The sequence below is a fragment of the Pigmentiphaga sp. CHJ604 genome (genome assembly GCF_036972535.1).
In the GTDB taxonomy this organism is placed as follows: Bacteria; Pseudomonadota; Gammaproteobacteria; order Burkholderiales; family Burkholderiaceae_B; genus Pigmentiphaga; species Pigmentiphaga daeguensis.
Map to the genome: position 1 here is coordinate 4,536,982 of NZ_CP136998.1, position 25,102 is coordinate 4,562,083.

The following is a 25,102-nucleotide window of genomic DNA, read 5'->3' on the forward strand; positions in this document are numbered from 1 at the left end:
CGAACACGCCGGCTGCGGCCACCAGGATCAGCACCACGCCGGTATTGATCGCCACGCGCATGAGCATGCCGCCGAAACGGTCTTGATTTCACCGTGCGCGAACCTTCCGACCACGATGGACATCAATGCGCCCACGGCGGCCGCCTCGGTCGGCGTCGTCAAACCGCCCAGAATGCCGCCGATCATCACGGCCGGCACCAGCAGCGAGGGAATCGCGGCAAGAATGTTGCGGATCTTCTGCTTGCCGCTCAAGCGCTCGCCCGGCGGGTAGTTGTAGCGCATGCCGAGCAGCGCGATCACCACGATGAAGGCGAAACCCATCAGAAGCCCGGGAATGATCCCGGCAATGAACATGTCGCCGATCGATACCTGCGCCAGCACGCCGAAGATCACGAACAGCATCGAGGGCGGGATGATCGGCGCCATCAGCGCCCCGGCGCAGGTGGTGGCCGTGGCGAATCCGCGCGAGAAGCCCTTCTTCTCCATCTCGGGCACCATCACCTGCGCCATCACCGCGGTCTGCGCATTGGCCGAACCGATGATGGATGCCAGGAACATGTTGGCCATGATGTTGATGTAGGCCAACCCTCCGCGCACATGGCCGACGAACACCGAGGCCAGCGCGATCAGGCGGCGCGTGATGCCGCCTTCGTTCATCAGCTCGCCCACCAGCATGAACAGCGGAATGGCGATCAGGCCGTAGTTTTCGAGACTGCCGTACAACTGCTGCGGAAACGACAGATACAGCACCGTATTGCCGCTCAGGTAGATATAGGCCAGGGCGGTCACTGCCAGCACCAGCGCGATCGGCAGGCCGACGGCGAGCAGGACGGCGAAAATGGCTGCGATGGACATCAGTCAAGCCCCCTCGCGCCCGAGGACGCGCTCAATTCTTTTAGTGTGCCGGCCGGTGTGGCGACGGTTTTCATCAGGTTCGATATGCCATGCACGCAAGTGGTGAGCGCAACGGTCGGCACGATCAGCCAGAACCAGAATTTCTTCATGCCCAGCGTGGCCGTGATGTCCTCGTACATGAAATTGAAGGTCTGGCCGGAAAACTCGTGCAGATCGAATCCGACCTGCACCAGCGTGACCGGATCGAACCAGCGGATGCACAGATAGAGCAGCGTGCCGGCGAAGCCGAGAATCATCAGATCGACGAGCACTTTCATGCCCTTCATCAGACCCGGCGGAACCGCGTCGACCAGCATCGTGACGGACACCGCGGCACGGGTTTTCAAGGTCAGCGACATGCCGATCATGGCAAGCCACACCATGCAATGAATGGCAAGTTCGTCCATCCAGTAGATGGGAGAACGGAATGCCCTGCCGACGGTGTTGGCGATGATCATCACGGGCAATGCGAACGCAAGCGCACGGAGGGCGGCGCGCTCGACACGCTCGATGCCATCGCTCAAGCAATGAATGACTTGAACCACGAAATCTCCAGGAGCGAGGAAATCGAATGTGAGCGTTCCGCTCGGGAACGCTCAACACACAAGGGAGTGGGCAGCCTTACTTCTTGATGGCGGCGGCTTCTTTGCGCAGATCGGCCAGGATCGGGGTGCGCTTGATCCAGATTTCTTCCCACTTCTGGGGCACATCGCCGAAGAATTCCGGTCCGGCCTTGACGACCTTGACCTTCTTCGTGTCTTCGATGTTCTTGAGCATCTCGCCTTCGACCGTGGCGTAGGTGGTGAACAGGCTGTTCAGGTGCTTGCGCGCGGTGGTGGCGATCAGCTCGCGGTCGGCCGGCGGCAGTTGCTGCCACACGCGACCCGACATCAGGCCCACGACCGGGAACATCATGTGGTTCGAGTGCACCAGCGTATTGCCGCGCTCGTAGAACTTCATCCGCCACACCAGCTCGAGGTCCGCATCCACGCCGTCGACCTGGCCGTTGGCCAGCGAGTCGTAGACGTCGGTCGGCATCGGGGTCGAAGCCGCGCCCAGCAACTGATAGAAGTCGCGCACCGGCGGGAACGGCGTGATGCGCATCTTGCGGCCCTTCAGGTCGGCGCCGCTGTTGGTCGGGAAGGCATTGAGCATCAGGCGCATCGCCGCCACGCCATAGCCGAGGCCGACGGCGCCGATTTCACGGGGCAGGCGTTGCAGCATCTTTTGCGCGGTCGGACCGTTGAGCAGGACTTCGGCCTGTTGCGGGCTGTTGACCAGGAACGGAGCGAACAGCGCGCTCATGTCCGGCACGCGGTTGGTCACTTCGGCGGCGGTCATGAAAGCCATGTCGAGTGCGCCGGTCTGCAGTTGCTGCATCATCTGCGCTTCGTTGCCCAACTGGCCGGCCGGGAAGGTGCTGACCGAATACTTGCCGTTGGATTTCTGCTTGAGCTCCTCGCCCATCGCGTTGGCGGCCTTGGTCCACTCGTGGGTGGCCGGCACGATCAGGCCCAGGCGCAGTTCCTTCGCCCCGGCAGCGGCGCTCAGGGTCGCGCCGGCGGCCACGGCAAGAATGGTTAACAGTTTTTTGAATTGCATCGTCTTCTCCTAGGAATTGACGAGCGCTCGGGCGCTCTTTTTGTTTCGCTTCTTGTGTCGGCCGGATGCTGCGAAGCGCACCTCGTCCATTTATGTGCAATGCACTTTACAGGTGCATCCGTTTGAGGGCATTGCCCCAGGCTCTGCATTTTTGCCATAGAGTCTGGATCGATGTGCGACTGCAGCATCGGCATTGCCTCGGCTGCAACGCCGAAAAGCCGCGCACTCGACTGAGCTCAAGCTCATCAAGCCGCAGGAGCTCAGTCGAGTCATCGTGGACAGCACGGTGCAGGAGAAGGCCATCGCCCACCCGACGGACAGCCGGCTGCTGGAGATCGCACGGATCAAGCTGGTGGGAGCAGCCAAGGATGCCGGCATTGCGCTCAAGCAGACCTTTGCCAAGGAAGGCGAGCAACTGAGCCGCCAGGCCGGGCGCTTCGCCCATGCACGGCAGTTCAAGCGGATGCGCCGGGCAATCAAACGTCAGCGAACCATCGTCGGGCGGCTGGCCCGCGAGATCGACCGCAAAGCCAGTGTGATCGGTCAGGCGGTGCGCGAGGCACTGGACGAGGTGTTGGGCAAGGCCCAACGTATTGGGGCTCAGAGCGCCCAGCGCAAGGCCGTCAACAGCCAGCCCAAGCTGTACGCCTGGCACGCTCCGGAGGTGGACTGCATCAGCAAGGGCAAGGCGCGCCGGCCTTACGAGTTTGGCGTGAAGGTGGGCATTGCCAGCACCTTCAACGGCAACCTGATTGTGGGGGCTCGGGCGTTTCATCGCAATCCGTATGATGGCCACACGCTGAGTTCCCAACTGGAGCAGGCGACCATTCTCATGCAGGACTGTGCCGCAGCGCCTGAAACGGTCTTTGTTGATCTGGGCTACCGGGGCGTCGATGCCGACAATCCTGGCGTACGTGTGGTGCACCGGGGCAAGCCCAAGCGCTTGACGGCACAGGAAAGACGGCAGCTCAAGCGACGCCAGGCCATCGAACCGATCATCGGACACCTGAAGGCAGATCACAGGATGGACCGCTGTCACTTGAAGGGCGAATACGGCGACCGGCTGCACGCGGTGCTTTGCGCGGCGGGCTACAACATCAAGTGGCTGCTGCGCATGATCGCCAAGAAGGGCGTGCCCTTCCTGAGGGCGCTTTTTTTGCGCCTCGTGAAAGGCACGATGCCACGCTGGTTCTGGCTAGCCTTCGCCGCGAGTCGGCCTGTCGAGCGCTTGAATGACAGTCTCGGCGTTCGAAAGAAGTGGCTATTGGCGGCGTGAAAAGGGGCGCTGAGCGCTCAAATGAATATTTCAGGGACGACTATTTATCGTAGCTCTGGGCAACCATCGCGAGCCGTGTTGCGCGGGTTAGTCCAGCGAAATGTTGAGACGTTTTAGCGTTGCCCCGATGCGATCGGTGTCGGTCTTGAGCAGTTGATGGAACTGCGCTGAGTTCAGAGCATAAGGCTCGTAGAACATTGTGGCGTAGCGCTCGCGGACCTCGGGGTCTTGCATGATGTCAGCAACGTCTTTCTGGATTTTCTCGACGACTGCCTTTGGCGTTCCTTTCGGTGCCACCAGGCTGACCCAGGACGACAATTCGAAACCGGCGGGGCCGCCCGATTCGGCAACCGTGGGCACGTCTGGGAAAGCTGCGTCGCGCACTGGTGCAGAAACGGCAAGGTATCGAACGCGACCGGCACGGTACATAGGGCCGGCACTGCCCGCGCTGCCAAAAGCCCAGTCGACTTCGTTGTTACCGACCGCGACGTAGAGTCCTCCAATATCCTTGTACGGTATGTGTGTCATTTTGGCGCCGGTAGCGTCTTCAAGCATGGCGGTGCCGTAGTGTGCGGGACTGCCCACCATCCACGAGCCATAATTGATGGAGTCGGGCTTGGCTTTCGCTGCATTGACCAGGTCGCCGACATTTTTGTACGGGCTGGCAGTGGGCACGACGATGAAGAAGTAGTTGCGAAAAATGGGGGTTACCGGTTCGAAGTCGGTGAGCAAGTCGTACGGCAGGTTTTTGAACAGGAACGGTTGGGTCACCATTTGCGCGGCGTCCATCTGGACGAGCTCGTAGCCATCCGGACGCGCTCGCTTGCCGGCCTCAACGGCGATGAAGCCGTTAGCGCCGGGTTTGTTCTCGACGATGACGGGCTGGTTCCACTTCTTTGAAAGCTTGTCGGCCACGAGACGAAGTGCGACATCGGGACCAGCGCCGACGGAAAAGGATGAGGTGATCTTTACGGGTCGGGTCGGGAATTCCTGTGCTTGTGCGCCAATGGTCATGGTGGCGGCCAGGCACGCGCCTGCGAGTGTGTAAATGTTAAAGCGGGACGTCACGATCTGCTCTCCTGATTATTAGAAGTTCGTTGCGGTTCTACAAGAAATTGATCCGCGGTTGATAAAGCTGTTGACCTGCTGCGGGGTTACAGCGGTATGGTTGAAGAAGGCATCTTCTACAAAAGGATGTCGAACCGGCCTCGGTAAGTAACCTGGTCGGCTACGCTTGCATCACGTTCCAGGGCGACGGTCAAGTCATCACTGACCGCTCCTTCGACATAGTCGGTTTTCAGCGACTTTGACGTCGACATGAAAATTTGTGTGGTCAAACGCAACGTGTCTCCGGTTCGTACCTTCAAGTGGATGTGTGCGGCGCGGATATTGGTTCGCCCCATGGCTCTGAACAGTTCGCCGATAGGGTCGTGGTCATGTTCGGAATAGTCGTGGGGCAATATTGTCTGAATACAATAGTCGCCATTTTCGTCAGCCCGTACCACGCCGCGCAGATGAGTGCCTTCCAGGTCGTATATCCCGTTGTGATCAGCGTGCCAGGCATCGATCTCGGCGTTCGATATCGCTTTTCCGGTTACCGCGTCTTTAACGGTTCCGGTAAGAATAAGCAAAGGTGCGTCAGGCGGAATATCCGTTTCGGCCAGCTTGCCGTCCGGCTTCATCGGGTGCTCGCGGTGATAAGGCCCAGTAAGATTGGCGCGTGTTCCGGTCTCTCGCTTCGCATGGACATCAATGCTGGTCATGGCAAGGCCGACGTCCAGGAGGCTTCGACACATGCCGGAGGCGCCGAGACGGTTCAGAAAATCGCCTGCCAAATGAAGCTCGTCCTCGGTAACTTCATACTCTCGAACGACTTCTTTAAGTTTTTCGACGGTGGCGGACCAAATTGCGGATAAACGTTCTCTTTGTTCCATGGTTGCTCTCATTGGTTGGTCGGTTAGTGCAGGCTTTCAGGTGATCAGGGCATCGCGCCGATTCGCTTTCTTCGGGGCCTTATCGTCGGCACGAAGGTATCGCTCGATAACTCGTTCAGCGGTAACGACATTTGCTGTATCAGCATTCGTCTGCGCGCAATCCAGTCATTGATGCGGTTGGCGTCGAAGTGCGTAAAGCTGTAAAGCTCGAGCAGCTCGGTTTGCGGCGGTGCAGCGTCTTCGTTGACGATGCGAAACTGGTTGGGCACCGCTTGGTAAATCTGCGCGGCGCGAGCATCGGGTTGTTCGAGCGAGTCGCGCAGCAAGTCGTCGTACCCGGATTCATAATCTTGCAGGCTGTCAACGCTCGAGCGAATCATCAGGATGGCGGCTTCGCTTTCGATCGGATGCTTTTCAACTTCGCAGAGGCATCGATAATTGGTTCTGCGGCGCATTTGGTAAAGCGTTCTGAGGTAGCGAGACCACGGCGTGGGTGCGTCGACAATGGCTTGGAATTCGGCGCTAAGCTGCACGTTTTCGTCGGCCATTTCGTAAAAAACGAGATAACGCAATTGGTCGGGCGTATACGGTTTAGTCGATTTGAAGCGGCGCGACCCGACGACGCCGGGTACACCCAGCACAATGTCGGTATGTTCGTAGTCGTACCATGCATCGAGGGCTTCTTCGTAAACAGGGTCAAGATGAAGCCATAGCGTCAACAACGCTTTACTGCTTGCGGTCATGAGTGTTCCTTCTTAGCTTATATCAGGCTGCGCGCGTGTTCGTTATTTCCCCGCGCCAGACGCTGCAGCGCGACCTGTACCTGCCTGTCGATGACAATGCCGGTTCGTTGGTTTCGTTCGCGTTCCTGTTGAGAACGTTCGGATGGAAGACGAATGGATTCGACACCGGGTTGTAGCGGGGTGGCCTTGATTCGAGCCAACGTTTCACTGAGTGTTCTGCGGTACTCGTTCAAGGGCACCATCAGGTCGGGTCTTATTGCAATAATGAGATAGCCCGCACGTTCTTCGTTATCGTCTCCTGACCCGGCCAGGATTCCCAAAGCCTGCATGGCCAGCCCCAAAGCAAAGCCTTTGTGACCACCGAACGGTAGAACGGCGCCCATGCTTGCGAGAATCGGGTCTTGGGTGGGTTCACCGTTGGCGTCTATAGCAACACCTTCCGGTAGCGTTTCTCCGCGGCGAGCACGTAGCGCCAAATCGGTGAACATCAGCGCGGAAGTGCCGAGGTCGATGACGAACGGCGCGCCTTCGGTAGGAAACCCGAACGAGATCGGGTTGGTGCCAATAGCGGCTCGAGCTCCGCCCGGCGGCGCTACCTGTGGCCTGGAACTGACTGTGTGAATGCCGATCAGTCCCGCATTTGCCAACATTTCGACGTAATAGCTGCCGCGGCCACTCATCCATGTGTGATTGACCCCGACAACGGCAAAGCCGCCGGCAACAGCTTTCTCGATGGCGATTTCGCTTGCCCGATGCAGGGTAAGCATCCCGTTTTGACCTCCACCATGCAGGCGAGCCGATACTGGTGTTTCATGAATTACGCGCATCGGTGTGGGTGCGGGCCGGCGTTCGAGTTGCTCGGCGACGTTCAGAATCTTGGGTAAGCCCGAGTACTCGTATCCGCAAAAGGCAGCGTCGAGCATGTGTTCGGCCAACACTTGGCTTTCGACCGGCGTGTATCCGAGTCCGGCCAGGCTTTGGCGTGACAGCTCGCGCGCTTCATCTGCAGTTAGCCTGACTCGTGCCGACGACATGTTTTCCATTTGAGATTTCGTCATTTTTCAGTAAAACCGAAGTGGCGTTTGGGCGTTTCCCAGAGCACTTTGCGCCTATCGTTATCGTCAGGGATCCAGCGCTTGAGAAGACCTGAAGTCGGGCCGTAGTCCATGCGCTTCGGTATTCTCACGAAAGGCCAGTCGGAGCCCCAAACGCAGCGGTCGAGCGTGAATGCGTCGATCAGCGCCTCGATATAGGGTTCTGCATCGTGGTAAGGCCAAGCCTGTTGCGAGTATCGGAAGGCGCCCGAGAGCTTTATAAGGGCTTCGCCGCTGCGTCCCAATTCGAGCAAGGCCTGGAATTCCGATTGATCGAGACCGAGTGCTGGGTTGGGGCAGCCACAATGGTCTACCACGATCTTCACGCCCGTTCTGCGCAGGATCGGCAGCAGTTGCTGCAACCCGTCGTGGTGGTAGTAAATTTGGGCGAACCAGCCGTGTTCGCGGATTTGTCGCAGCAAACGCTCACCCGCCTCGCCCTGAAGCGACGTCGAGCCAGTGAATAAGGTGTTGAACCTTGCTCCGATTACGCCGCCGTCGGTGAGTTGCCGCAACGTGGCGTCATCGGTATCGTGACCGACCAAGGCAACGCCTTTAAAGCGGCCGCGTGAGTTCGCGATGGCATCGAGCATGCACCGGTTGTCGGTCGCGTAGCCGGCGAACGGGTTGACGAGGAGTGCGTGCGTCAGCTCGTGTGCATCGAGCGTCGTACGCAGATCGTAAGCTGTGCCGCACTCGTTGGGTTGCGGCACGTAACCTTCAGGGTTCGACAACGGAAAGCGTGCGGGGTCCAGCACATGTACGTGGCTGTCGACCGCGTAGGAAGTGGAGTTTGCCATTATTGCGTGATGACCTGAGTGAACGGCCGTTATCGCGCGGCTGCTGCGCGGTTCGCAAGAAATGCGTCGTATTTGGCTTCGTATGCCGTGTACTTAAGTGCGTTATAGAGCGTGTCGCGGGTTTGCATGATATCCAGCACGCTCTTTTGGCTTTCGTCACGCAAAATGGCTTCGTATACCCGGGTGGCAGCGTGCGCCATTGCGCGCGCCGCCGACAGCGGGTAAAGGGCTGCCGATACCCCGGCTTTGGCCAGCTCGCTCTGAGAGAAGTTCGGTGTCAGCGAAAACTCTGTGACGTTCGCCAATAGGGAGTGCGGCCGGTTAAGAGCCTTTGCAAAGGCTTGGTATTGCGATAATTCCGTGCATGCCTCGGCAAAGACCATGTCGGCACCCGCTTCAACATATGCGCACGCTCGGTCGATGCTGGCTTGTAAGCCCTCGGTCGCCAGCGCATCGGTGCGCGCCACGATGAAGAAAGACGGGTCGCTACGGGCGTCGACGCACGATTTCAGGCGATCGAGCATTTCCTGGGTGCTTACCAAAGCCTTGTTGGGGCGGTGTCCGCAGCGCTTGAATGTGTCCTGGTCTTCGATGTGCAGGGCGGCTGCGCCATCTTTGATCAGTCCTTTTACCAGTCGGGCAATATTGAATATGGCGCCAAAGCCGGTATCTACGTCGACCATGAGCGGCAGGTCGCAGGCATCGGTGATACGACGCACCTCGGTGAGCACCTCCGTCATGGTGGTCAGGGCCAGGTCGGGAAGCCCGTACGAATGGGTCGCCAGACCGCCGCCCGCCAGGTAAATCGCTTGATGGCCGGCGTGCTGCGCCAGGATTGCGCTGTAGGCGTTGATAGTGCCTACAATCGGCAAGATCCGATTCGCAGCGAGTGCAGCGCGCAGCCGGGCTCCCGGCGCTGGTGGGGCAGACGTATTGCTGAGTGAATCAATGAGCATCGTGTTCTCGTGAATGAAACGTAATGAAGAAGGATCAACCGGTCTTTTCCTCCCGGCCGGTTCGTCAATGAATGCATTGTGAACGGACGCGTGGCGCCGTACAATCGCGTTGCGCACTGCGGAACACCACTATGAAAAACTCTCCGAGTTCCCCCAGACATTCTTCTTCCGGCATTCAGGAGCGTTCACGCGATACCGTCCACGCTGTGACCCGCGCTTTGGCCGTTCTTGATACGTTTCAAGTTGATGAGCAGCCCGTCTCGCTGTCCGAGCTGAGCCGCCGATTGGCGATGGGCAAGACAACTGTCTTGCGCACCGCCCGCACTCTTGCACTGGCCGGCTACCTTACCCAAACCGAAGACGGCCGTTGGCGGCTCGGCCCAGCGGCGGGTTGGTTGGGAGTGCGGTATCAAACCTCTTTTGACGTGGACAACGTTATCGACGTCCTTTTGCGACGTCTGCACGGCGTCACGTCGGAAACTGCAGCGTTCTTTGTTCGAGAAGGTAACTGGCGCACATGCGTCGCAAGAGTCGATCGGCACACCATGACGCGCGTTCACTTGCGGGTCGGAGAGAAGCTGCCCTTGGATAAAGGGGCTTCGGGACGTGTTTTGTTGGCATTTTCGGGTCAGCGTGGTGAACTTTACGACCGGATTCGTCGCTCAGGGTTTTATATATCAACAGGTGAACGTGACCCGACGATGTCGAGCATTGCGATTCCGGTGTTTCGAGCAAGCCGCGAGCTCTTCGGCGCGTTATGCGTGTCAGGCCAGACCGATCGCCTGAACCATGAAACACTCACCCGGCATTTGAAGCCGCTGATCAACGCAGGGGCGGAATTATCGCGATCGCTTTCGGCTCACGGCAAGGCGCCTGCCTCGTAGGGGTGTGCGGCTACAACCCGGGGTTCCGTGATACAAACACCGAATCCCGACTCGTATTCCGACGTAATCATGAGCACGATCCCAGCCACGCACGAAGTCATACATATTTCCGCCCCCGGCGATGCCGACGTTTTGAAGCTTGCTACCCGCGATGTCCCACGTTGCGGCGACGACGACTTGTTGGTGGCCGTCGCTGCTGCCGGTATCAACCGTCACGACGTCAATCAGCGGCGTCGCGGTCCAGAGCCGGGTGTGCCCGATGTTCCGGGCCTGGAGCTTGCCGGCACCGTTGTACGCGTGGGCAGAGGTGTAAAGGGGTGGAACGTAGGGGATCAGGTTTGCGGCCTGGTGGATGGCGGGGCGTATGCCCGTTACGCCACGATGCCGGCGTCGCACGCTTTGCCGATTCCCGACGGCATGAGCCTGCTGGAAGCCGGAGCGCTTCCGGAAGCCTTGTTCACGATATGGCATAACTTCTTTAACGTGGCCGGCATGAGAGCCGGGGAGGTGGTGCTGATTCACGGCGGCACCAGCGGCGTCGGTACCATTGCCATTCAATTGCTCACGGCTTTGGGTCACCAGGTTTTCGTCACTTGCGGCACCGATGAAAAATGCACCGTTGCGCGCGAGCTTGGGGCTATCGAAGCCTTCAATTACACGCGCGATGATTGGGTTGCGGGTATACGGGCCGCGAGCACCGATGGCGCCGACGTCATTCTCGACATGGCTGCCGGGCGTTATGCCGAACAAAACCTGCAAGCGTTGGCCAGGCGAGGTCGCGTAGTGCATTTGTCCCCCGGGCAGGGTGCGTCAATTAGGGTCCACCCTGTTATGTAAGCGTCACGTGAAGGCCGCCTAGTCGGAGCAACCGGAAAGAGCCAAAGTGGTGTCCACCAAAAAGTAGTGGGGATCACTATGTCCACGAGTGAAGTGCGGCCCTCTAACCGCAAGGGACGGCTCAATTATCCGAAGGCCTACAAACGTGAGGTAGCTATGGCGGCATGCGAGCTGGATGTCTCGGTCGCTAAGGTGGCCTTGGCCCATGGATTGAACGCCAATATGGTGTTCAAGTGGCGCCGTGAGCTGCGGGCCGGGTTGTTCGGGCCCGAAGAAGGCTGCACGCTGGTGCCGGTGACGGTATCGGATGTCCGGACAAAGGCGACTCACACTGATCGGGCCGGGCCGTCGCCGGTTGAGACGACACTGGGTACGGACAGCCGCATTGAGATCGAATTGAACGGTAAGCGGTCATTCAACACCGCTCGATCAGTCTTTTCAGCGTATCAGCACGGCGCGGTAGCCGACGCAATCTTCCAGGGCAGCAGCGCCTCGTAATCATCAACGGTTCGCGCATGCGGCAGCGCCTTGAACAGGACGAGGAGATACTCGTACGGATCGATCCCATTGGCTTTTGCCGTTTCCACGAGCGAGTATAGATTCGCCGATGCCTTGGCCCCTGCCACCGTGTCGCAGAATAGCCAACTGCGGCGTCCGACGACGAACGGACGGATGGCGTTTTCGCACGGATTGTTCGAGATCGGCCAGGAGCCGTTATCGACGTAGCGAATGAGTTTGGGCCATTGCCCGTGCAGATAATGCAACGCCTTGCCGAACAGGCTTTGGGGCAATACGCTGTGCAGATGTTGCAGCAGCAGCGATTCGAGTTCAGCGAGGATAGGCCGGCTCTTTTCGTGGCGCAGTTTCTGCCGCTGTCCAGGCGTCATCGCTTTGCCCGCCGCTTCGACGGCGAACAACTTGCCAATGCGTTCGACGAATCCTGCAACCGGATGCGTCGCGCGTTGTGCTGCGGGCACCGCCTCTTGGGCCTCGATCAGATACCGCCGGGCGTGGGCCCAACACCCAAGGTGCACCAGCCCATAGCGATCAGCAATCGTGTCATATGGCGCGTAGCCATCGGTCATCAGCACCGCGTGCGGCCGGATACCGGCGTACAAGGCTGCCGCCTGTTCGGTGTTGCGCGTCGGGCTATAGGTGAACAATCGCACGGGTGGGTCCGAGCCGTTCATCTGCGCCCACAAGAAGCTCTTGCTCTGTGCCGCCCGACCAGGCTCTTTGAGCACCTGGACGGTCGTTTCATCACCATACAGCACGTCGGCCTCTAACAGGTGATCACGCATCAAGTTGATCACCGGTTGCACGGCATGGCCGGCACGCACCGTGCTGGCAGCCAGCGTGGCACGCGACAAGTCTCCACCGAAGCGCTTGAGCAAGCCCGCGACCCGGTAAATCGGCAAGCCATCCTGGTATTTTGCGGTAATGCACCACGCCAGTGCCGACTCGGTCAACAATCCCTTCGGGATGATGCGAGCCGCAGCCGGTGTAGTCTTGATGCTCTGATCGCAGCACGGGCAGGCGTACTTGACGCGCTGATGTTGCACAACGCGAACCTGCTGCGGCACGATATCCAACTGCTCGCTGATCTCGACGCCAATCTCGACCAGCGGCTGGCCATCGTGCGCACACACCCGCTCGGACTCGGGCAGTTCGTGGCGGATCTCAATACGTGGCAGTGCGGGGTCCAGCGGCTTGCGTCCGCGCTTGGCTCGGGAGTGACAGGCAACGGCAACGCTCGAGCCGATGTCATCCTCCTGCGCTGCAGCGATGGCTGCGGTCGGCGCCAGACATTCCGCCTCGTTAAAGAACAGGTCCTTTTGTTCCGACCCGCGAGCTTCGCTCTTGGCGGCAAACAGCTTGCGCTGGAAGGCCTTTAGCTGTTCCTTTAACAGATCCCGCTCGACCGTCACCACACGTAGCGCGGCCTGGCTGGCGCGCAGCGCTTCGTACTCCTCGGCAGTGATGGTGACAGTCTTCGGCATAGGGGATTAGACCGCCGCCAGAGCACGGCGTTCACGAGGCTCGATGATACGCGCGTTCGGGATGACGGCGCACCGCCTCCAGATCAATGCCATCGAGCAGCCAATGCAACTGCTCAACGCTGAGTGTGGCAACCGCTTCGCGGCGTGGCCAGGCAAAGCGGTCTTTCTCCAGGCGTTTGTACAGCAGCCAGAATCCGTTGCGTTCCCACAGCAACAGTTTGATGCGGTCTGCCCGCCGGTTGCGAAACACATAAATCGCGGCCGAGAACGGATCCAACCCCAACGCCTGCTCGACCAAGGCCGCCAAGCCGTTGATGGATTGCCGAAAATCGACTGCCTCGCGATGCAAATAGACCTTCAGCCCCGAATCGAAGCGAAGCATCAGCGCTGATTCCACAGCGTTTCGATCAGGGCCTTGAACAGGCCAGTATCGGCCGCCACGGCGCACGATAATTCCAGTACCGCGCCATTGGGCAGCCTGGCACTGAGTGCCGCCACTGACGGCTGGTTCGGCATAGACGTTTGGACCGGCACAAAAGGCGTCAATGCCGAATCTGCGCCCGCTGACGATGGTTGGTACCGGTCAATCCACTTGCGTAGCTGATTGGCATTGACGCCAGCCTTCAACGCCATGCCCGAGACCGATATCGCGGACTCCAGACACATCTGCACCAGCCGGCGCTTGTCCTCGGGGTCAAAGTCTCGCCTGCCGTTACTGCGTACTCGCACAGGCCGTAGCGGTAACAGGTCTAAGGATTCTATCGTCATGCTTGCGTCCGCAAAGTTCGTGGCGGACGCAAGCATCAAGCATTTTGCGCTAACTCGATAGGGCGTGGGTTATTGAGCGCTTACATTGAACGGCACATTTGTGCGGGTGCATGGCAAGGTCGATCCCATCCAGTTGCGTGTGGTTTTGCGCTGCCTGATGCCGGGCAAATCACTCTCCAGGACTGCAGCGTTACTTTATACTGGCGAGCATGCCCGCCAACACTCTGCCTAACGATATCGATACGCTCCAGCGCATGTTAGTCTCGCGCGATGAGACCATTGCGAAATTGTTTGAACCGCCCCGGGTTTGAACTGACCCCCAAGAGTTGGACACAACCTTGGAGGGCATATGAGGAAATTCGACCTCAGGTTCAAACTGAAAGTGGTTCGTGACTACCTCGCGGGCAAAGGGGGATACAAAATCCTCGCAGCCAAATACGGCATCGCTAACAGCCTCGTCAGAAGTTGGGTGGCGGCATACCAACACCATGGCAGTGCCGGTCTCGTGCGTCAGCGCGGCCGATACACACAAGAGTTCAAACTGGAAGTGCTGCACCGTAGGGCAGCTGAAAATCTGTCTTACCGTGAGCTTGGCGCTATTTACAATATCGGTAACCCTCATAGCATCATGTTATGGCAGCAACAACATGAACGCGGCGAGCTTCGTGCGCCGCAGAGCCTTCCATCATTGGACCATTCGATGTCGACAAAGAAAAAGAGGTCGCCTCGGTCGCCAGGATCTGAGCTGTCAGCGGAAGACGGACTACTGCGCGAGAATCAACGGTTACGCGCGGAGGTCGCGTACTTAAAAAAAGTCAGTGCCTTGGTTCTAGCGAAGAAATTGGGGCAGCGGAAAGGGCGCAAATAGTGCTGGAACTGAGGCATGAATTTCCCTTGACAGACTTGCTGCATGTTGCGCAACTGCCCCGTAGCACGTTTTATTATCAGGCCAAGGTTTTGCGGTCGCCTGGTCGACATGACGAGCTCAAAGCGAAAATTCAGGCCGTCTATGCGGAACATCGCGGCCTGTATGGTTATCGTCGCATCACGGCGACTATCCGTCGTGATGGCCATCTGGTCAATCATAAGGCCGTACAGCGACTTATGAGTGAAATGGGCATGAAATCGCGCGTGCGCGCAAAGAAGTTCAGGTCTTATAGGGGCGAACTCGGTGAGGCTGCCCCCAACTCTCTGAACCGCGAATTTGCTGCATCGCAAGCAAACCAGAAATGGGTGACGGACGTGACCGAGTTTGCCGTGGCAGGCAAGAAGCTGTATCTGTCGCCGGTTATGGACCTATACAATGGTGAAATCGTGGCTTACCAGACCAGCAATCGACCCGATTTCTCACTGGTCATTAATATGCTCAAGAAAGCCGCAAGGAAATGCACAGGGACGGACGGTCCCCTACTTCATTCCGACCAAGGCTGGCACTACCGGATGCAGCCGTATAAAGCGGCCCTAGCCCGATACGGCATGAAGCAAAGTATGTCGAGAAAGGGGAATTGCTTTGATAATGCAGCTATGGAGAGCTTTTTCGCTACCTTGAAAGCCGAGTATTTCCATCTCTCCGATTTCGACGATATCGAGCAACTGAATGCGGGCCTGAGGCGCTACATCGACTACTACAACCGGCACCGTATCAAACTCAAGCTTGGCGGAATGAGTCCAATGGAATATCGGCTACGGGCAGTATCCCATTAAAACTTAACCGTCCAACTCTTGGGGGTCAGTTCAGTTTCGCGGAGACTGTTTGGTTAAAGTAAAACAGCCTCGTCGGCGATTCTGCCGAGTTGGTTGTAGTAGTTTGCCTCAGCTTCGGCCGGCGGAATATAGCCGATCGATGAATGCAGGCGTTTATGGTTGAACCAGGCGACCCACTCCAGGGTGGCCAGCTCGACGGATTCCCGGCTTTTCCAGGGCGCACGACGATGGATCAACTCGGCCTTGTACAGACCGTTGATCGTCTCGGCCAAGGCGTTGTCGTAGCTGTCGCCACGGCTGCCGACTGAGGGTTCGATGCCGGCCTCGGCCAGCCGTTCGCTATATCGGATGCTCACGTATTGCGATCCCCTATCGGAGTGATGGGTCAGAGAACCGTCATTGCCGGGCTGGCGGGCGTATAACGCCTGCTCCAACGCATCGAGCACGAAGTCCGTCGTCATCGATTTGCTCACGCGCCAACCGACGATGCGCCGGGCGTAGACGTCGATGACGAAGGCCACGTATAGCCAGCCCTGCCAGGTCGAGACGTAGGTGAAGTCCGAGACCCATAGCTGGTTCGGCCGCTCGGCCCGGAACTGCCGGTTGACCCGATCCAGCGGGCGACTGGCCGCGTCATCAGCGATGGTCGTTCGCAACCGCTTGCCGCGCCGCACGCCTTGCAGGCCCTGGGCGCGCATCAGGCGTTCGACCGTGCAACGCGCCACCGCCACGCCTTCGCGGTTCAGTTGCCGCCAGACCTTGTCAGCGCCGTAGACGCGATGGTTCTCCTGCCAGACCCGCTGGACTTGCGGCATGAGCTGTTCGTCGCGGCGGGCGCGGTCGCTGCGTCGTGACGCATCACGCAGCCGCGCGGCCCAGCCGGGGGCGGTGCGCACCCGCTTGCGCATCAGGTCGATGGTCACCAGCGCGGGATCGGTGCAATCGATCGTTGCCTGCATCTCTTCGGGAGTCTCTGCCAGTCGGGACCTGATCGAGAAGAAGTTCAAGGTGACGCTGGGCCTGACGACAGTAGGGGAACTGCTGGCGAAGCTGGGATTGACACCGCAAAAGCCATTGCAGCGCGCCTACCAGCGCGACCCGGAGGCGATCGAGCAATGGCAGCGTGAACGCTACCCAGCGATTGCGCAAGCGGCCAAGCGGGAGAAGGCGGACGTGTTCTTCTGGGATGAATCCGGATTTCGCGCCGATGCGGTTCATGGCAAGACCTGGGGCGTGCGTGGTCAGACACCCGTGGTTGAGCGTCCCGGCCAGCGGCAATCGATCAGCGCCACCTCTGCGGTCAACGCCAAAGGCGCATTCTGGTTTTGCACGTACGCCGGCGCTTTGAACGCGGAATTGTTTGTCGTACTGCTTCGGAAGATGATGCGCCATCGCAAACGGCCGGTGCATCTCGTGCTCGACAGTCTGCCGGCACACAAGAAGGCTTGTGTGCGCGAATATGTAGCATCGACCAAGGGAAAGTTGACACTGCATTTTTTACCCGGCTATGCGCCCGACCTCAATCCGGACGAACTGGTGTGGAGCCACGTCAAGCGAACGGGCGTCGCACGCCGCCCGCTGCAAAAGGGAGAAAAGCTTGAAGAGAAAATCACCAAACAGCTTTCTGAAATTCAGAATCAGCCGGACCTTGTACGCTCATTCTTCAATACCCCATCTGTCGCCTATATTCGCGACTGCTGAGTAACGCCGTCGACAGAGGGTTGTATGCGCGCCGGACTTCAGCCGCGTTTCAAGCTGACGAAGCCGGAGGCGTCTGCGGGAACTCCCATTGAAGCGCCACCGCCGCAACCTGCCGCAATGGCACTGGAGGTTGAAGACAGGTCTTCGATGATCGTACAGTCTCTGGTCGTCCCGCCGCAGCAGGCGCTGTCGCAACTTTCCACAAAGTCTTCAAGGCTTGCTTCCAGTTGCCGGAACTCGGCGATCTTCGCCCTGACCGCGTTCAGATGTTCCTGCGCTACGTCGCGCACTTCGACGCATGAGCGGTCTCCATTTTCAAACAGGCTAACCAGGTTGCGCACCTGCTCGATGGGAAACCCGAAATCCCGACAGCGCTTGATGAACAACAGGCGCTTGTAGTCGGCGTCGCCATAGTACCGGCGACCGTTGGCAGCACGCGTAGCGTGGGGCAGCAATCCGATCTCTTCGTAGTAGCGAATCGTCGGCACCGTGCACTGCACCTGCTTGGCCAAGGCACCAATCGACAAGTTGTCATTTTTCATCGGCTTTTTGCTCAAAAAGTAATTGATCCTCAAGTTACATGAGGATCTACAGTTAGCGCAAGTACCTATCAATGCGGGTGCGAAAAGGAGAAAACGATGAAGAATGTTCTGAAGAAATACGGGCTGATAGGCGGCACTGCGGCGGCCTGCGCCGCCTGCTGCCCCGCGCCGCTTTTCATGGGCCCGCTGCTGGCCTGGACCGGGGCGACGACCCTTGGTCTGGTCTTTTCGCCGTGGTTCCTGCTTCTGTTGGCCGTCCCCGGGCTGCTGATGCTCGCTAGGAAGATCGGCAAGCATACTCCCCAGCCGAGCCCGGCCGCGCCGGGCGGTTGCGGATCCAGCGCGACTTCCGCTCCTGACGAAGGGAAAAAGCATGGATGCCAGTAAGCCTGCGCCTATTGCCTGCACACTCACGCCGAACGAGTTCAAAAGCCGTGCAGCGTGGATTTCCCAGCTGACCGAGACCTCGCTCGTGGCCCACCGGCTTGAAGGCGACACCGCACACTTCCTCTATCGCCTTGATGCAAAGAAGGAGGTCGAACAGTTGGTCCGGCAAGAGCAAGCGTGCTGCGCTTTCCTCAGTTTTGCGATGGCCGATACCGCACTTGGTATTTCGGTGACCATTACCGCCCCGGCCGAAGCTCGCAGCGGCGCCCATGCCTTGTTCGCGCACCTGCTCCCGTCTCATAGCGTGGCTACAGAGCCTCGAGCGTGTGGCTGCGGAAGCTGACATTGGACTGTTGGATGCACCGGACGGAGTTACCACCTCCCGTCACGAATGGCGACCGTATTTCGTCAACCCTCACTTTTCGAGGAAGCGATGGCGAGACGAATCGGGTTGGACTTCGATGCTGATTTCCTCTCGCCCTTAACGCTGAAGAATGACAGGCTGATGCCGTGTTCCGCTGACCGCCGTCAGCAACATGCCCAGGTAGCCATGATCCTCAAGGCTACGACGCGGTTCCGACCGCGTTGATCACACCAGTTCGCACCGGCATCCATGCGCGAACGGCCATCGGTTCTCGATGGCGATGCCACCAAGCTGTTCCATCAACCCACGCGGGGGTTCCACACCTTCCCCGCCTTGGGTCGGGTGTGTCTCCGCCTCATTGTTCCCAGGAGATTCACCATGACCACTTCCACCGAAAAGTCCTACTTCGATCTGCACATCACCGGCCTCGGGTACCTCAATCGCATCCGCGAAGTGAAGCCCAAGAAAGGCGATGCGTTCCTAGCCTGCGACATCGCAGCCCTGAACGGTCCCAGCGATGACGTCTCGTATGTGCGTTTCGACACGCGCGTATCGGGATCGGAAGCGCAGCACCTGGTGCGCCGCTGCATTCAGGCGGTCGACGCCGAGAAGAAGGTGATGATCGGCTTCCGCCTGGGCGACCTGTGGACCGACACCTTCACCTACTCCAAGGGCAAGCGTGCCGGCGAGCAGGGGGTGAGCCTCAAGGCCCGCCTGCTGTTCGTCAGTTGGATCAAGGTCGACGGCAAGCTCGTCTACAAGGCCGAACCCAAGCCGACCGAGACCGACGAGCGCGACCCGGAAGTCCCTGTGACGTCCGACGCGCCCGCTGCGCAGCAAGCCTCGGCACCGGAGCCTTCCGAGTCCGTCGCCGATGCTGCCGACGACGCAGCCGATGCCCCCGCATCGGCCGCTGCCGAGTCGTTCTGATCCGCAAGGCCCCATCCCCGGGGCCTTGTCTTCTCTTCGTCAGCAGGAGACCTCATGATCACCATCCCCGGCCAACTGGCCATCAAGACCATCCACGGCAGGAACGGCGACTTCAACGTCGGCCGCCTGGCGACCTCGATCGGCGAGTTCGTCGTGAAGAACGCCGAACTCGATCAGTACTGCGAGGGCAAGTACGACGGTGATTTCGTCATCGTCGAGATTCGCCCCGCCACGTACAACGCCAACGGCCGCATGGTCATCGAGATCCGCGCCCATCTGGGCGGGATGACGCTGTCCAACATCGACGCCCTAACCTGATCTGCGGCGACATGAGCATCACCACGACGCTGCAGAACCAGCTCAACGGCATCACCAACGGCTTCCAGACGATCATGAGCAACGTGATCCAGAACGCCACCAGCGCCGTGGCCTCGCTGCCGGCGCTGATCATCCAGCGCGCCGACCCGGGCCTGTACAACCTGCTCACCAACGGCATCCTGCAGGCGCGCCTGGATTTCGACCGCTCGAAGATGACCTGCCGGGCCATCGCCAATCGCATGGCGGACATGGCCGGCGGCCAGGCCGGCTGGGACCAGCTCGCCGAGGGGATGGCGCTGCGGGATGCGGTCAGCAGCACCGATGCCGTCTCCGCCATCGAGCAGGCCGAGTCCAACAAGGGGAACAACGGCGTGCCCTGGGTCGGCGGCGGCAACGCGGGCGGCTCCGGCCAGAGTTCGATCAAGGTGGTCGGCGACGTGACGCGCGCGGGCTACAACCTGCTCAACGGGCGCAGCGCCACCGATACCTCGTCGATCGCGCGCAGCGCCTGCGGCAACCGCCTGACCTGCCAGACCTGGTCGTCGCCTGGCGCGGCCGCGGCCTTTGCGAACCGCGTGCTGGGCGAACGCGAGCAACGCACCTGCGAAAACTGCACGAAGACCCAGACCACGCCTGGCGTCGGGCTGACGCCAATGATCCAGGAAGAGTACGAGACCAAGCTGCAGGCGCTGCAGGAACTGGTGACGGGCGCCCGGCCGACGACGCTGGCCAATCTCGACGCAGCCGGCAGCAGCTCGCTGCCAATCACCCGCGGCGTGATCGAGGCCCTGCGTGACGAACCCGACCAGGACGTGCTGGGCCGGCGCCTCGCGTCCGAGGCTGCGCTGTCCAGCGTGCTGGAGAAGGCCCTGCTGCTGCAACGCACGTTGCTGACCGGCAAGAAGGAGCCGAACGTCGCCGCCAACGAGCTGGCCGTGCGAGCGGTCGAGCAGGAGAACAGCGCGCTGGAGCAGGAGATCAACAACCTCAAGACCGAGCTGGAACTGCGCCGCACGCTGGCCGGTAACTCGGCGATGGCGATCATCCAGCGCCACAGCACCCGCGCGGCCGGTTCGCGTGGCGTCTTCGAGGGCGACACTACACGCGACCGTCTGCGGGAGGTTCAGAAGCCGCGGAGCGGTACGCCATGAGCCGGCTCGCCTGGCTGCGGCTGCCATGGCTGTTCAACCGCCGCGTCGGCGTGGCGCTGCTGTGGACCTTGCTGGTGGCCGCCGCCGCGGTGGCGGTGAACATCGCCGGCATCCACGTGGTCGGCGGCGTCGAGGGCTGGCACCACTGGCTGCAGGCGCACGCCGGCCACTTCTTCGTGTGGCGGCTGTGCCTCTACGGAGCGACGGCTTACGGCTGGTGGTGGATGCGTCGGCGCCTGTTGCGGCGGGAGCCGTCCCGCGAGACGCATCAGCGCCTGCTGCGCACGGAGATCGCGGCCGTGATCGCCGTGGTCGCGCTGGAAGTCAGCCAACTGTTGCGGCACGGCTGAGACCCGGAGGCAGGCATGACGCTCTACACCACGGACTACCTGGAGTATTACCTGACCCTGGTGGCTTGGGTGGTCAACAACGGCATCTGGAGCATTCTCGTGGCCAGCGGCGTGTTCGCGCTGCCGTTCGTGGCCATCGTGATCCAGGAGTGGCTCAATGCCCGCAGCGAAGGTGCGGACGAAGGCAACAAGGGCGTGCTGTCGTCGATGCGCATCGAGAACCGGGTGTGGGTGGCGATCGTGGTCATCATGTTCGCCGGCATCCCGTTCATCCCGGTGGATCTCGCCACGATCAAGTTCGACACCACGCGCTCCGCGCAATGCCAGGTCAGTGTCCCGCTGCCCAACGACACGGGCTGGTCCAACGTCTACACGGCGCTCAACGACCAGAGCGCGCTGGTGCCGGTGTGGTGGTTCTTCATGCACGCGCTGTCGAAAGCCGTGACGGCCTCCGCGGTGGCGGCGATTCCCTGCGGCACGGACCTGCGTCAGATTCGCATGGATGTGGATGCCACGCGCATCGACGATCCGGTGCTGGCACAGGAGGTCGCCGACTTCACGCACGACTGCTACGGGCCGTCGCGCGCCAAGCTGTTCATGAACCGGCCGACGCTCTCCGACGAGCAGATGAACGACGTCACCTGGATCGGGTCGAGTTACTTCCTCGACATGCCCGGCTTCTATGACACCTATCGCGCCAAGGCCCCACGCACGGCCTGGCCCTACGACGCGACCCGCGATGCGGGGCTGGCACAGGTGGACAGCGGCGGCGGCTATCCGTCCTGCCGGCAGTGGTGGGCCGATGGCGGCCAGGGACTGCGCAGCCGGCTGCTGGCACAGGTCGACCCGGACCTGCTGACCCGCATCGGGCGCTGGGTGGGCTTCCTGTCGCAGAGCGAGGTCAATGACTCGGTGATCCGCGCCGTGGTCTCGCCGAGGCAGCAGAAGATGAACCAGGGCACCGTCTACACCGACTACGGCGGCCAGATCGACAAGACGCTGCCGAACATCGTCACGCGCGGCGCGAGCGACCTGGGGCTGACCGTCGGCTCGCTGGGCTTTTTTCCGGCGATGGACGTGGTGCGCCAGGCGCTGCCGATGGTGCTGACCATGCTCAAGATGGCGCTGGTCATCTGCATCCCGCTGGTGCTGCTGATCGGCACCTACGACCTGAAGACGGTGGTGACGGTGAGCTGCGTCCAGTTCGCGCTGTTCTTCGTGGACTTCTGGTTCCAGCTCGCGCGCTGGATCGACAGCACGATCCTGGACGCGCTCTACGGCTGGGGGTTTGGCGCGGACAGGCCGCATACGAACTTCGATCCGTTGATCGGTTTGAACAACGCCTTTGGCGACATGCTGCTCAACTTCGTCATGGCGATGATGTTCATCGTGCTGCCGACGTTCTGGGTCATGGCACTCGGATGGGCAGGAGTTCGCGCTGGAAACTTCCTGGGCGGTCTCATCACTGGCACGTCCGATGCGAAGTCGGCTGGAGGTAGTGGCTCTCGCCTTGCGATGACGGCCGTATCGAAAGGTGCGGCGAAGTAAGGAGCACGTTCTCGCGTTGATGCGACAGCTACGGCTCGTCGGGATCGCCCATGTCGATCCGCCAGTCATCTTTGTCGTACAGGCCGACGCCCGAGTGTCCGTCTCTAAGTTCCGGCTGCTTCTCGTCGTCCTCATCGGCATTCCGCGCGAGCCATGCGGCGACCACCGCAAAGGCCAGCAGCAGGGCGAGCCAGGATACGGTGTAGAGCAGCACACCAAGCACGGCCAGCTTGACGATCCAGAGCACCGCCGTCGCCGCGCCTGCGGGCATCCCGCGCGTCACCAGCCAGCCGGTGACACGCTGCTCGCGGCGCAGGTATCCACGCCAGACACGGCCAGCCCCCCGGCCCAGCCGGTGGCTCCAGCGCCCGTTGTGCGTGTTGGTGGTCATGCTCATATGCCTCGGCTTCAGTGGTGCCTCACCTCGCGGAGCGGCCGGTCGTGGCCTGCCCTCCAGCATAGACCGCGATCAGGAGGGCGGGTTGCGGCCGGCAGAGCCGGGTTGGCTCGGGTCGCAGGTCGATTAGATTCTGCACGATAAATCAAACCTTATACTACTTTCCATGCACGTTCTTGCAATGGCTCTAGGGGTCGATTTGATTCTGTGTTATTTTTATAACATGGATGGAAATTCTAGGCACCAGGTAATCAAGCGGCTGCAGGCGGGACTCCCCCGCGGGGCGCCGTTCGACCTTGCCACCCTGAGCCAGTTCGGGGTGTCGCCCCAGCTCGCCGCCCACTATGCCGACGGCGGGTGGCTCGTGCGCCTGGCCCACGGCGTCTATGCCTTCCCGAACGATGAATTCGGGGTCTACGGTGCGCTGAAGTTCCTGCAACAGCGCGTGCCCGGCCTGCACGTTGGCGGCAAGAGCGCCCTGGCCCTGCAGGGCGTGCGGCACAACCTGGGCAGCCGGGAGACGCTGGTGCTGTGGGGCGACGGTCGTTTCGCGTTGCCGGCCTGGTTCACCTCGCGCTTTCCGGCCCGCTACGTCCACGCCCGCCTGTTCGACTGGCCGGACACGGCGCTGGCCAGCAAGACCCTGACCACGCCGCCTGGCCTGCCCGAGGATCTGCGGGTGGCTGCCTCCGAGCGAGCCGTTCTGGAGCTGCTGTACGAAGCCGGCGTCAAGCAGAGCCTCGAAGAGGCCCGCAACATCTTTGATGGACTGCGTTCCCCCCGCAAGGACTTGCTCGGGCAACTGCTGTCCTGCTGCGCCAGCGTGAAGGCCGTGCGCCTGTTCCTCACCTGGGCGCGCGAGACCAGCCTCGTGGATGTCGATGCCCTGCTGGAGCAGTACCCGGTTCGCACCGGCAGCAACACGCGCTGGATGAGCCGGCTCGATGACGGCACCTTGCTGAGCCTGAGACCTCATGGATAAGACCTACGCGGACACCGTTCGCCTGCTGCTGGCCGTCGCGCCCGATGTGTTCGCCAACGACATCTTCGCCATGAAGGGCGGCACGGCCATCAACCTCTTCGTGCGGGACATGCCGCGCCTGTCGGTGGACATCGACGTGGTGTACCTCCCGTGGCAGACGCCGCGCGACGAAGCGCTGCAAGCCATCAACCAGGAGCTGGCCGCCATCGCCACGCGCGTTGCGCCACTGGGCGTGCAGACACGCCTGGTTCGCGCCAAGGACCTGGGAGACACCAAGCTGATCGTCGAGAACGACGCCAGCCAGGTGAAGATCGAGGTCAATGTCGTGTTCCGCGGCAGCGTGCTGCCCGTCGAGCGGCGGCCGCTGAGCGCCAAGACCAGCGATCTGTTCGGCGTCGAGTTCGAGCTGCCGGTTCTGGCACCGGACGAGCTGTACGCCAGCAAGCTGGTGGCCGCGCTGGATCGACAGCACCCCCGCGACCTGTTCGACGTGTGGCAGCTCTACGAATCGGGCGACATCAGCGACGGCATGGTCGAGTGCTTCGTGGTCTATTTGGCGGGTCACAACCGGCCACCCCACGAAGTGCTGTTCGGCAACGACAAGGACATCGCCGGCGAGTACGAGCGGGCCTTTGTCGGCATGACCGAAGTGGACTGCTCCCTGGAGACACTGCTCGACGCTCGCGCCACGCTGCGGCGCGAGCTGCCACGGCGACTGAGCACCGCGCACAAGCAGTTTCTGAGCGGGCTGGCGCGCGCAGAACCGGACTGGTCGCTGGTGCAGTGCCAGCACGCCGCGCAACTGCCGGCACTGCGCTGGAAGCTCGCCAATCTCGAAACCTTCCGCAAGCGCCGTCCCGACGACTTCGCAGCGCAATCCGCCGCCCTCGACACCGGCTTGGGCCAGAGCTGACGAACATCCCGCAGCGCCCCACTTGCC

26 protein-coding genes and 4 pseudogenes are annotated in these 25,102 nt (G+C 60.8%); 15 read left to right on the plus strand and 15 right to left on the minus strand.

All coding sequences use genetic code 11. The annotated features are described in order from the left end of the window. Positions 1-27: 27 nt before the first annotated feature. From R4823_RS21830 to R4823_RS21840, 3 genes are all read right to left on the minus strand, one after another. Positions 28-855, minus strand: a complete 828-nt coding sequence (locus tag R4823_RS21830; RefSeq protein ID WP_243724529.1) for a TRAP transporter large permease — start codon at positions 853-855, stop codon at positions 28-30. Next, positions 855-1,439 carry a TRAP transporter small permease subunit gene (locus R4823_RS21835; RefSeq protein WP_087837860.1) on the minus strand — a complete coding sequence of 195 codons (585 nt, stop codon included), beginning with the start codon at positions 1,437-1,439 and terminating at the stop codon, positions 855-857. The genes R4823_RS21830 and R4823_RS21835 overlap by 1 nt, the downstream gene beginning before the upstream one ends. Before the next feature lie 76 nt (positions 1,440-1,515). Further along, positions 1,516-2,496 (minus strand): TRAP transporter substrate-binding protein, encoded by a 981-nt coding sequence (locus R4823_RS21840; protein ID WP_087837861.1) that lies wholly within the window; start codon positions 2,494-2,496, stop codon positions 1,516-1,518. 193 nt (positions 2,497-2,689) lie between these two features. Between R4823_RS21840 and R4823_RS21845 the strand changes: the two genes are divergently transcribed. Beyond that, the gene (locus R4823_RS21845; RefSeq protein WP_254914566.1) at positions 2,690-3,772 is read left to right on the plus strand and encodes an IS5 family transposase; all 1,083 of its coding nucleotides are present in this window, start codon (positions 2,690-2,692) and stop codon (positions 3,770-3,772) included. An 87-nt stretch (positions 3,773-3,859) separates the two neighbouring features. On the opposite strand, the gene R4823_RS21850 is transcribed toward R4823_RS21845, so the two are convergent. The 6 genes from R4823_RS21850 to prpB all read right to left on the minus strand — a co-directional run bounded on the left by R4823_RS21850 (position 3,860) and on the right by prpB (position 9,299). After that, on the minus strand, positions 3,860-4,840 hold the full coding sequence (locus R4823_RS21850; RefSeq protein WP_243724528.1) for a tripartite tricarboxylate transporter substrate binding protein: 981 nt from the start codon (positions 4,838-4,840) through the stop codon (positions 3,860-3,862). A gap of 116 nt (positions 4,841-4,956) precedes the next feature. Then, the gene (locus R4823_RS21855; RefSeq protein WP_165963170.1) at positions 4,957-5,706 is read right to left on the minus strand and encodes a dioxygenase; all 750 of its coding nucleotides are present in this window, start codon (positions 5,704-5,706) and stop codon (positions 4,957-4,959) included. A gap of 44 nt (positions 5,707-5,750) precedes the next feature. Next, on the minus strand, positions 5,751-6,449 hold the full coding sequence (locus R4823_RS21860; protein ID WP_087837863.1) for a hypothetical protein: 699 nt from the start codon (positions 6,447-6,449) through the stop codon (positions 5,751-5,753). 17 nt (positions 6,450-6,466) lie between these two features. Continuing rightward, complete coding sequence (locus R4823_RS21865) at positions 6,467-7,492, minus strand: Ldh family oxidoreductase (protein ID WP_165963169.1); 1,026 nt, start codon at positions 7,490-7,492, stop codon at positions 6,467-6,469. An 11-nt stretch (positions 7,493-7,503) separates the two neighbouring features. Next, on the minus strand, positions 7,504-8,343 hold the full coding sequence (locus R4823_RS21870) for an amidohydrolase family protein (protein ID WP_087837865.1): 840 nt from the start codon (positions 8,341-8,343) through the stop codon (positions 7,504-7,506). A gap of 29 nt (positions 8,344-8,372) precedes the next feature. Continuing rightward, complete coding sequence (prpB, locus tag R4823_RS21875; RefSeq protein WP_087837866.1) at positions 8,373-9,299, minus strand: methylisocitrate lyase; 927 nt, start codon at positions 9,297-9,299, stop codon at positions 8,373-8,375. A 131-nt stretch (positions 9,300-9,430) separates the two neighbouring features. Between prpB and R4823_RS21880 the strand changes: the two genes are divergently transcribed. From R4823_RS21880 to R4823_RS21890, 3 genes are all read left to right on the plus strand, one after another. Further along, complete coding sequence (locus R4823_RS21880; protein ID WP_087837867.1) at positions 9,431-10,183, plus strand: IclR family transcriptional regulator; 753 nt, start codon at positions 9,431-9,433, stop codon at positions 10,181-10,183. Between the two features lie 69 nt (positions 10,184-10,252). Next, positions 10,253-11,020: a zinc-binding dehydrogenase gene (locus R4823_RS21885; RefSeq protein ID WP_087837868.1), complete on the plus strand. Its 768-nt coding sequence runs from the start codon at positions 10,253-10,255 to the stop codon at positions 11,018-11,020. Positions 11,021-11,098: 78 nt separating this feature from the next. Next, positions 11,099-11,518: a transposase gene (locus R4823_RS21890; RefSeq protein ID WP_132979858.1), complete on the plus strand. Its 420-nt coding sequence runs from the start codon at positions 11,099-11,101 to the stop codon at positions 11,516-11,518. Here the strand turns inward: R4823_RS21890 and R4823_RS21895 are convergent. Genes R4823_RS21895 through R4823_RS21905 form a run of 3 tightly spaced genes read right to left on the minus strand, consistent with a single transcriptional unit; the run spans position 11,467 to position 13,788 of the window. Beyond that, on the minus strand, positions 11,467-13,020 hold the full coding sequence (locus tag R4823_RS21895) for an IS66 family transposase (protein WP_087780652.1): 1,554 nt from the start codon (positions 13,018-13,020) through the stop codon (positions 11,467-11,469). The two genes, R4823_RS21890 and R4823_RS21895, sit on opposite strands and share 52 nt — an antisense overlap. A gap of 31 nt (positions 13,021-13,051) precedes the next feature. Then, positions 13,052-13,402, minus strand: a complete 351-nt coding sequence (tnpB, locus tag R4823_RS21900; RefSeq protein WP_087780653.1) for an IS66 family insertion sequence element accessory protein TnpB — start codon at positions 13,400-13,402, stop codon at positions 13,052-13,054. Continuing rightward, positions 13,402-13,788, minus strand: coding sequence for a transposase (locus R4823_RS21905; RefSeq protein ID WP_087780731.1), 387 nt, complete (start codon positions 13,786-13,788; stop codon positions 13,402-13,404). The genes tnpB and R4823_RS21905 overlap by 1 nt, the downstream gene beginning before the upstream one ends. 349 nt (positions 13,789-14,137) lie before the next feature. On the opposite strand from R4823_RS21905, the gene R4823_RS21910 reads away from it, so the two are divergent. Continuing rightward, positions 14,138-15,492, plus strand: a protein-coding gene (locus R4823_RS21910) for an IS3 family transposase (RefSeq protein ID WP_087837870.1) whose coding sequence is annotated in 2 segments (ribosomal slippage) — positions 14,138-14,603 and positions 14,603-15,492 — 1,356 coding nt in all. Because the reading frame shifts where the segments join, the coding sequence is not laid out codon by codon here. A 53-nt stretch (positions 15,493-15,545) separates the two neighbouring features. Here R4823_RS21910 and R4823_RS21915 read toward each other — a convergent pair. Further along, positions 15,546-16,367 (minus strand): annotated as a pseudogene (locus R4823_RS21915) (IS3 family transposase); the annotation flags it as partial. A gap of 106 nt (positions 16,368-16,473) precedes the next feature. On the opposite strand from R4823_RS21915, the pseudogene R4823_RS21920 reads away from it, so the two are divergent. Continuing rightward, a pseudogene (locus R4823_RS21920) lies at positions 16,474-17,193 on the plus strand (IS630 family transposase); the annotation flags it as partial. Between the two features lie 38 nt (positions 17,194-17,231). On the opposite strand, the gene R4823_RS21925 reads toward R4823_RS21920, so the two are convergent. Beyond that, positions 17,232-17,735 carry a helix-turn-helix domain-containing protein gene (locus R4823_RS21925; RefSeq protein WP_087837871.1) on the minus strand — a complete coding sequence of 168 codons (504 nt, stop codon included), beginning with the start codon at positions 17,733-17,735 and terminating at the stop codon, positions 17,232-17,234. A 96-nt stretch (positions 17,736-17,831) separates the two neighbouring features. Between R4823_RS21925 and R4823_RS21930 the strand changes: the two genes are divergently transcribed. From R4823_RS21930 to R4823_RS21960, 7 genes and pseudogenes are all read left to right on the plus strand, one after another. Beyond that, positions 17,832-18,122 carry a hypothetical protein gene (locus R4823_RS21930; RefSeq protein WP_087837872.1) on the plus strand — a complete coding sequence of 97 codons (291 nt, stop codon included), beginning with the start codon at positions 17,832-17,834 and terminating at the stop codon, positions 18,120-18,122. Then, complete coding sequence (locus tag R4823_RS21935; RefSeq protein ID WP_132979857.1) at positions 18,109-18,465, plus strand: hypothetical protein; 357 nt, start codon at positions 18,109-18,111, stop codon at positions 18,463-18,465. Before R4823_RS21930 ends, R4823_RS21935 begins: the two co-directional genes overlap by 14 nt. 399 nt (positions 18,466-18,864) lie before the next feature. Further along, positions 18,865-19,416, plus strand: a complete 552-nt coding sequence (locus tag R4823_RS21940; protein WP_087837873.1) for an STY4534 family ICE replication protein — start codon at positions 18,865-18,867, stop codon at positions 19,414-19,416. A 54-nt stretch (positions 19,417-19,470) separates the two neighbouring features. After that, a pseudogene (locus R4823_RS21945) lies at positions 19,471-19,731 on the plus strand (DUF3275 family protein); the annotation flags it as partial. After that, positions 19,728-20,885: pseudogene (locus R4823_RS21950) on the plus strand (integrating conjugative element protein); the annotation flags it as partial. The pseudogenes R4823_RS21945 and R4823_RS21950, both read left to right, overlap by 4 nt. Next, positions 20,882-21,235: a hypothetical protein gene (locus R4823_RS21955; protein WP_087837874.1), complete on the plus strand. Its 354-nt coding sequence runs from the start codon at positions 20,882-20,884 to the stop codon at positions 21,233-21,235. The pseudogene R4823_RS21950 and the gene R4823_RS21955, both read left to right, overlap by 4 nt. A gap of 15 nt (positions 21,236-21,250) precedes the next feature. Next, positions 21,251-22,783, plus strand: a complete 1,533-nt coding sequence (locus R4823_RS21960; protein ID WP_087837875.1) for a conjugal transfer protein TraG N-terminal domain-containing protein — start codon at positions 21,251-21,253, stop codon at positions 22,781-22,783. 28 nt (positions 22,784-22,811) lie between these two features. Here the strand turns inward: R4823_RS21960 and R4823_RS21965 are convergent, their stop codons facing one another. Next, complete coding sequence (locus R4823_RS21965) at positions 22,812-23,180, minus strand: DUF3742 family protein (protein ID WP_165963168.1); 369 nt, start codon at positions 23,178-23,180, stop codon at positions 22,812-22,814. A 223-nt stretch (positions 23,181-23,403) separates the two neighbouring features. Here R4823_RS21965 and R4823_RS21970 point away from each other — a divergent pair, with 223 nt between their 5' ends. Next, positions 23,404-24,162 (plus strand): type IV toxin-antitoxin system AbiEi family antitoxin domain-containing protein, encoded by a 759-nt coding sequence (locus R4823_RS21970; RefSeq protein ID WP_164926676.1) that lies wholly within the window; start codon positions 23,404-23,406, stop codon positions 24,160-24,162. Next, a complete protein-coding gene (locus R4823_RS21975; RefSeq protein ID WP_087837878.1) occupies positions 24,155-25,075 on the plus strand; it encodes a nucleotidyl transferase AbiEii/AbiGii toxin family protein in 921 nt (306 codons plus the stop codon). Before R4823_RS21970 ends, R4823_RS21975 begins: the two co-directional genes overlap by 8 nt. Positions 25,076-25,102 lie beyond the last annotated feature (27 nt).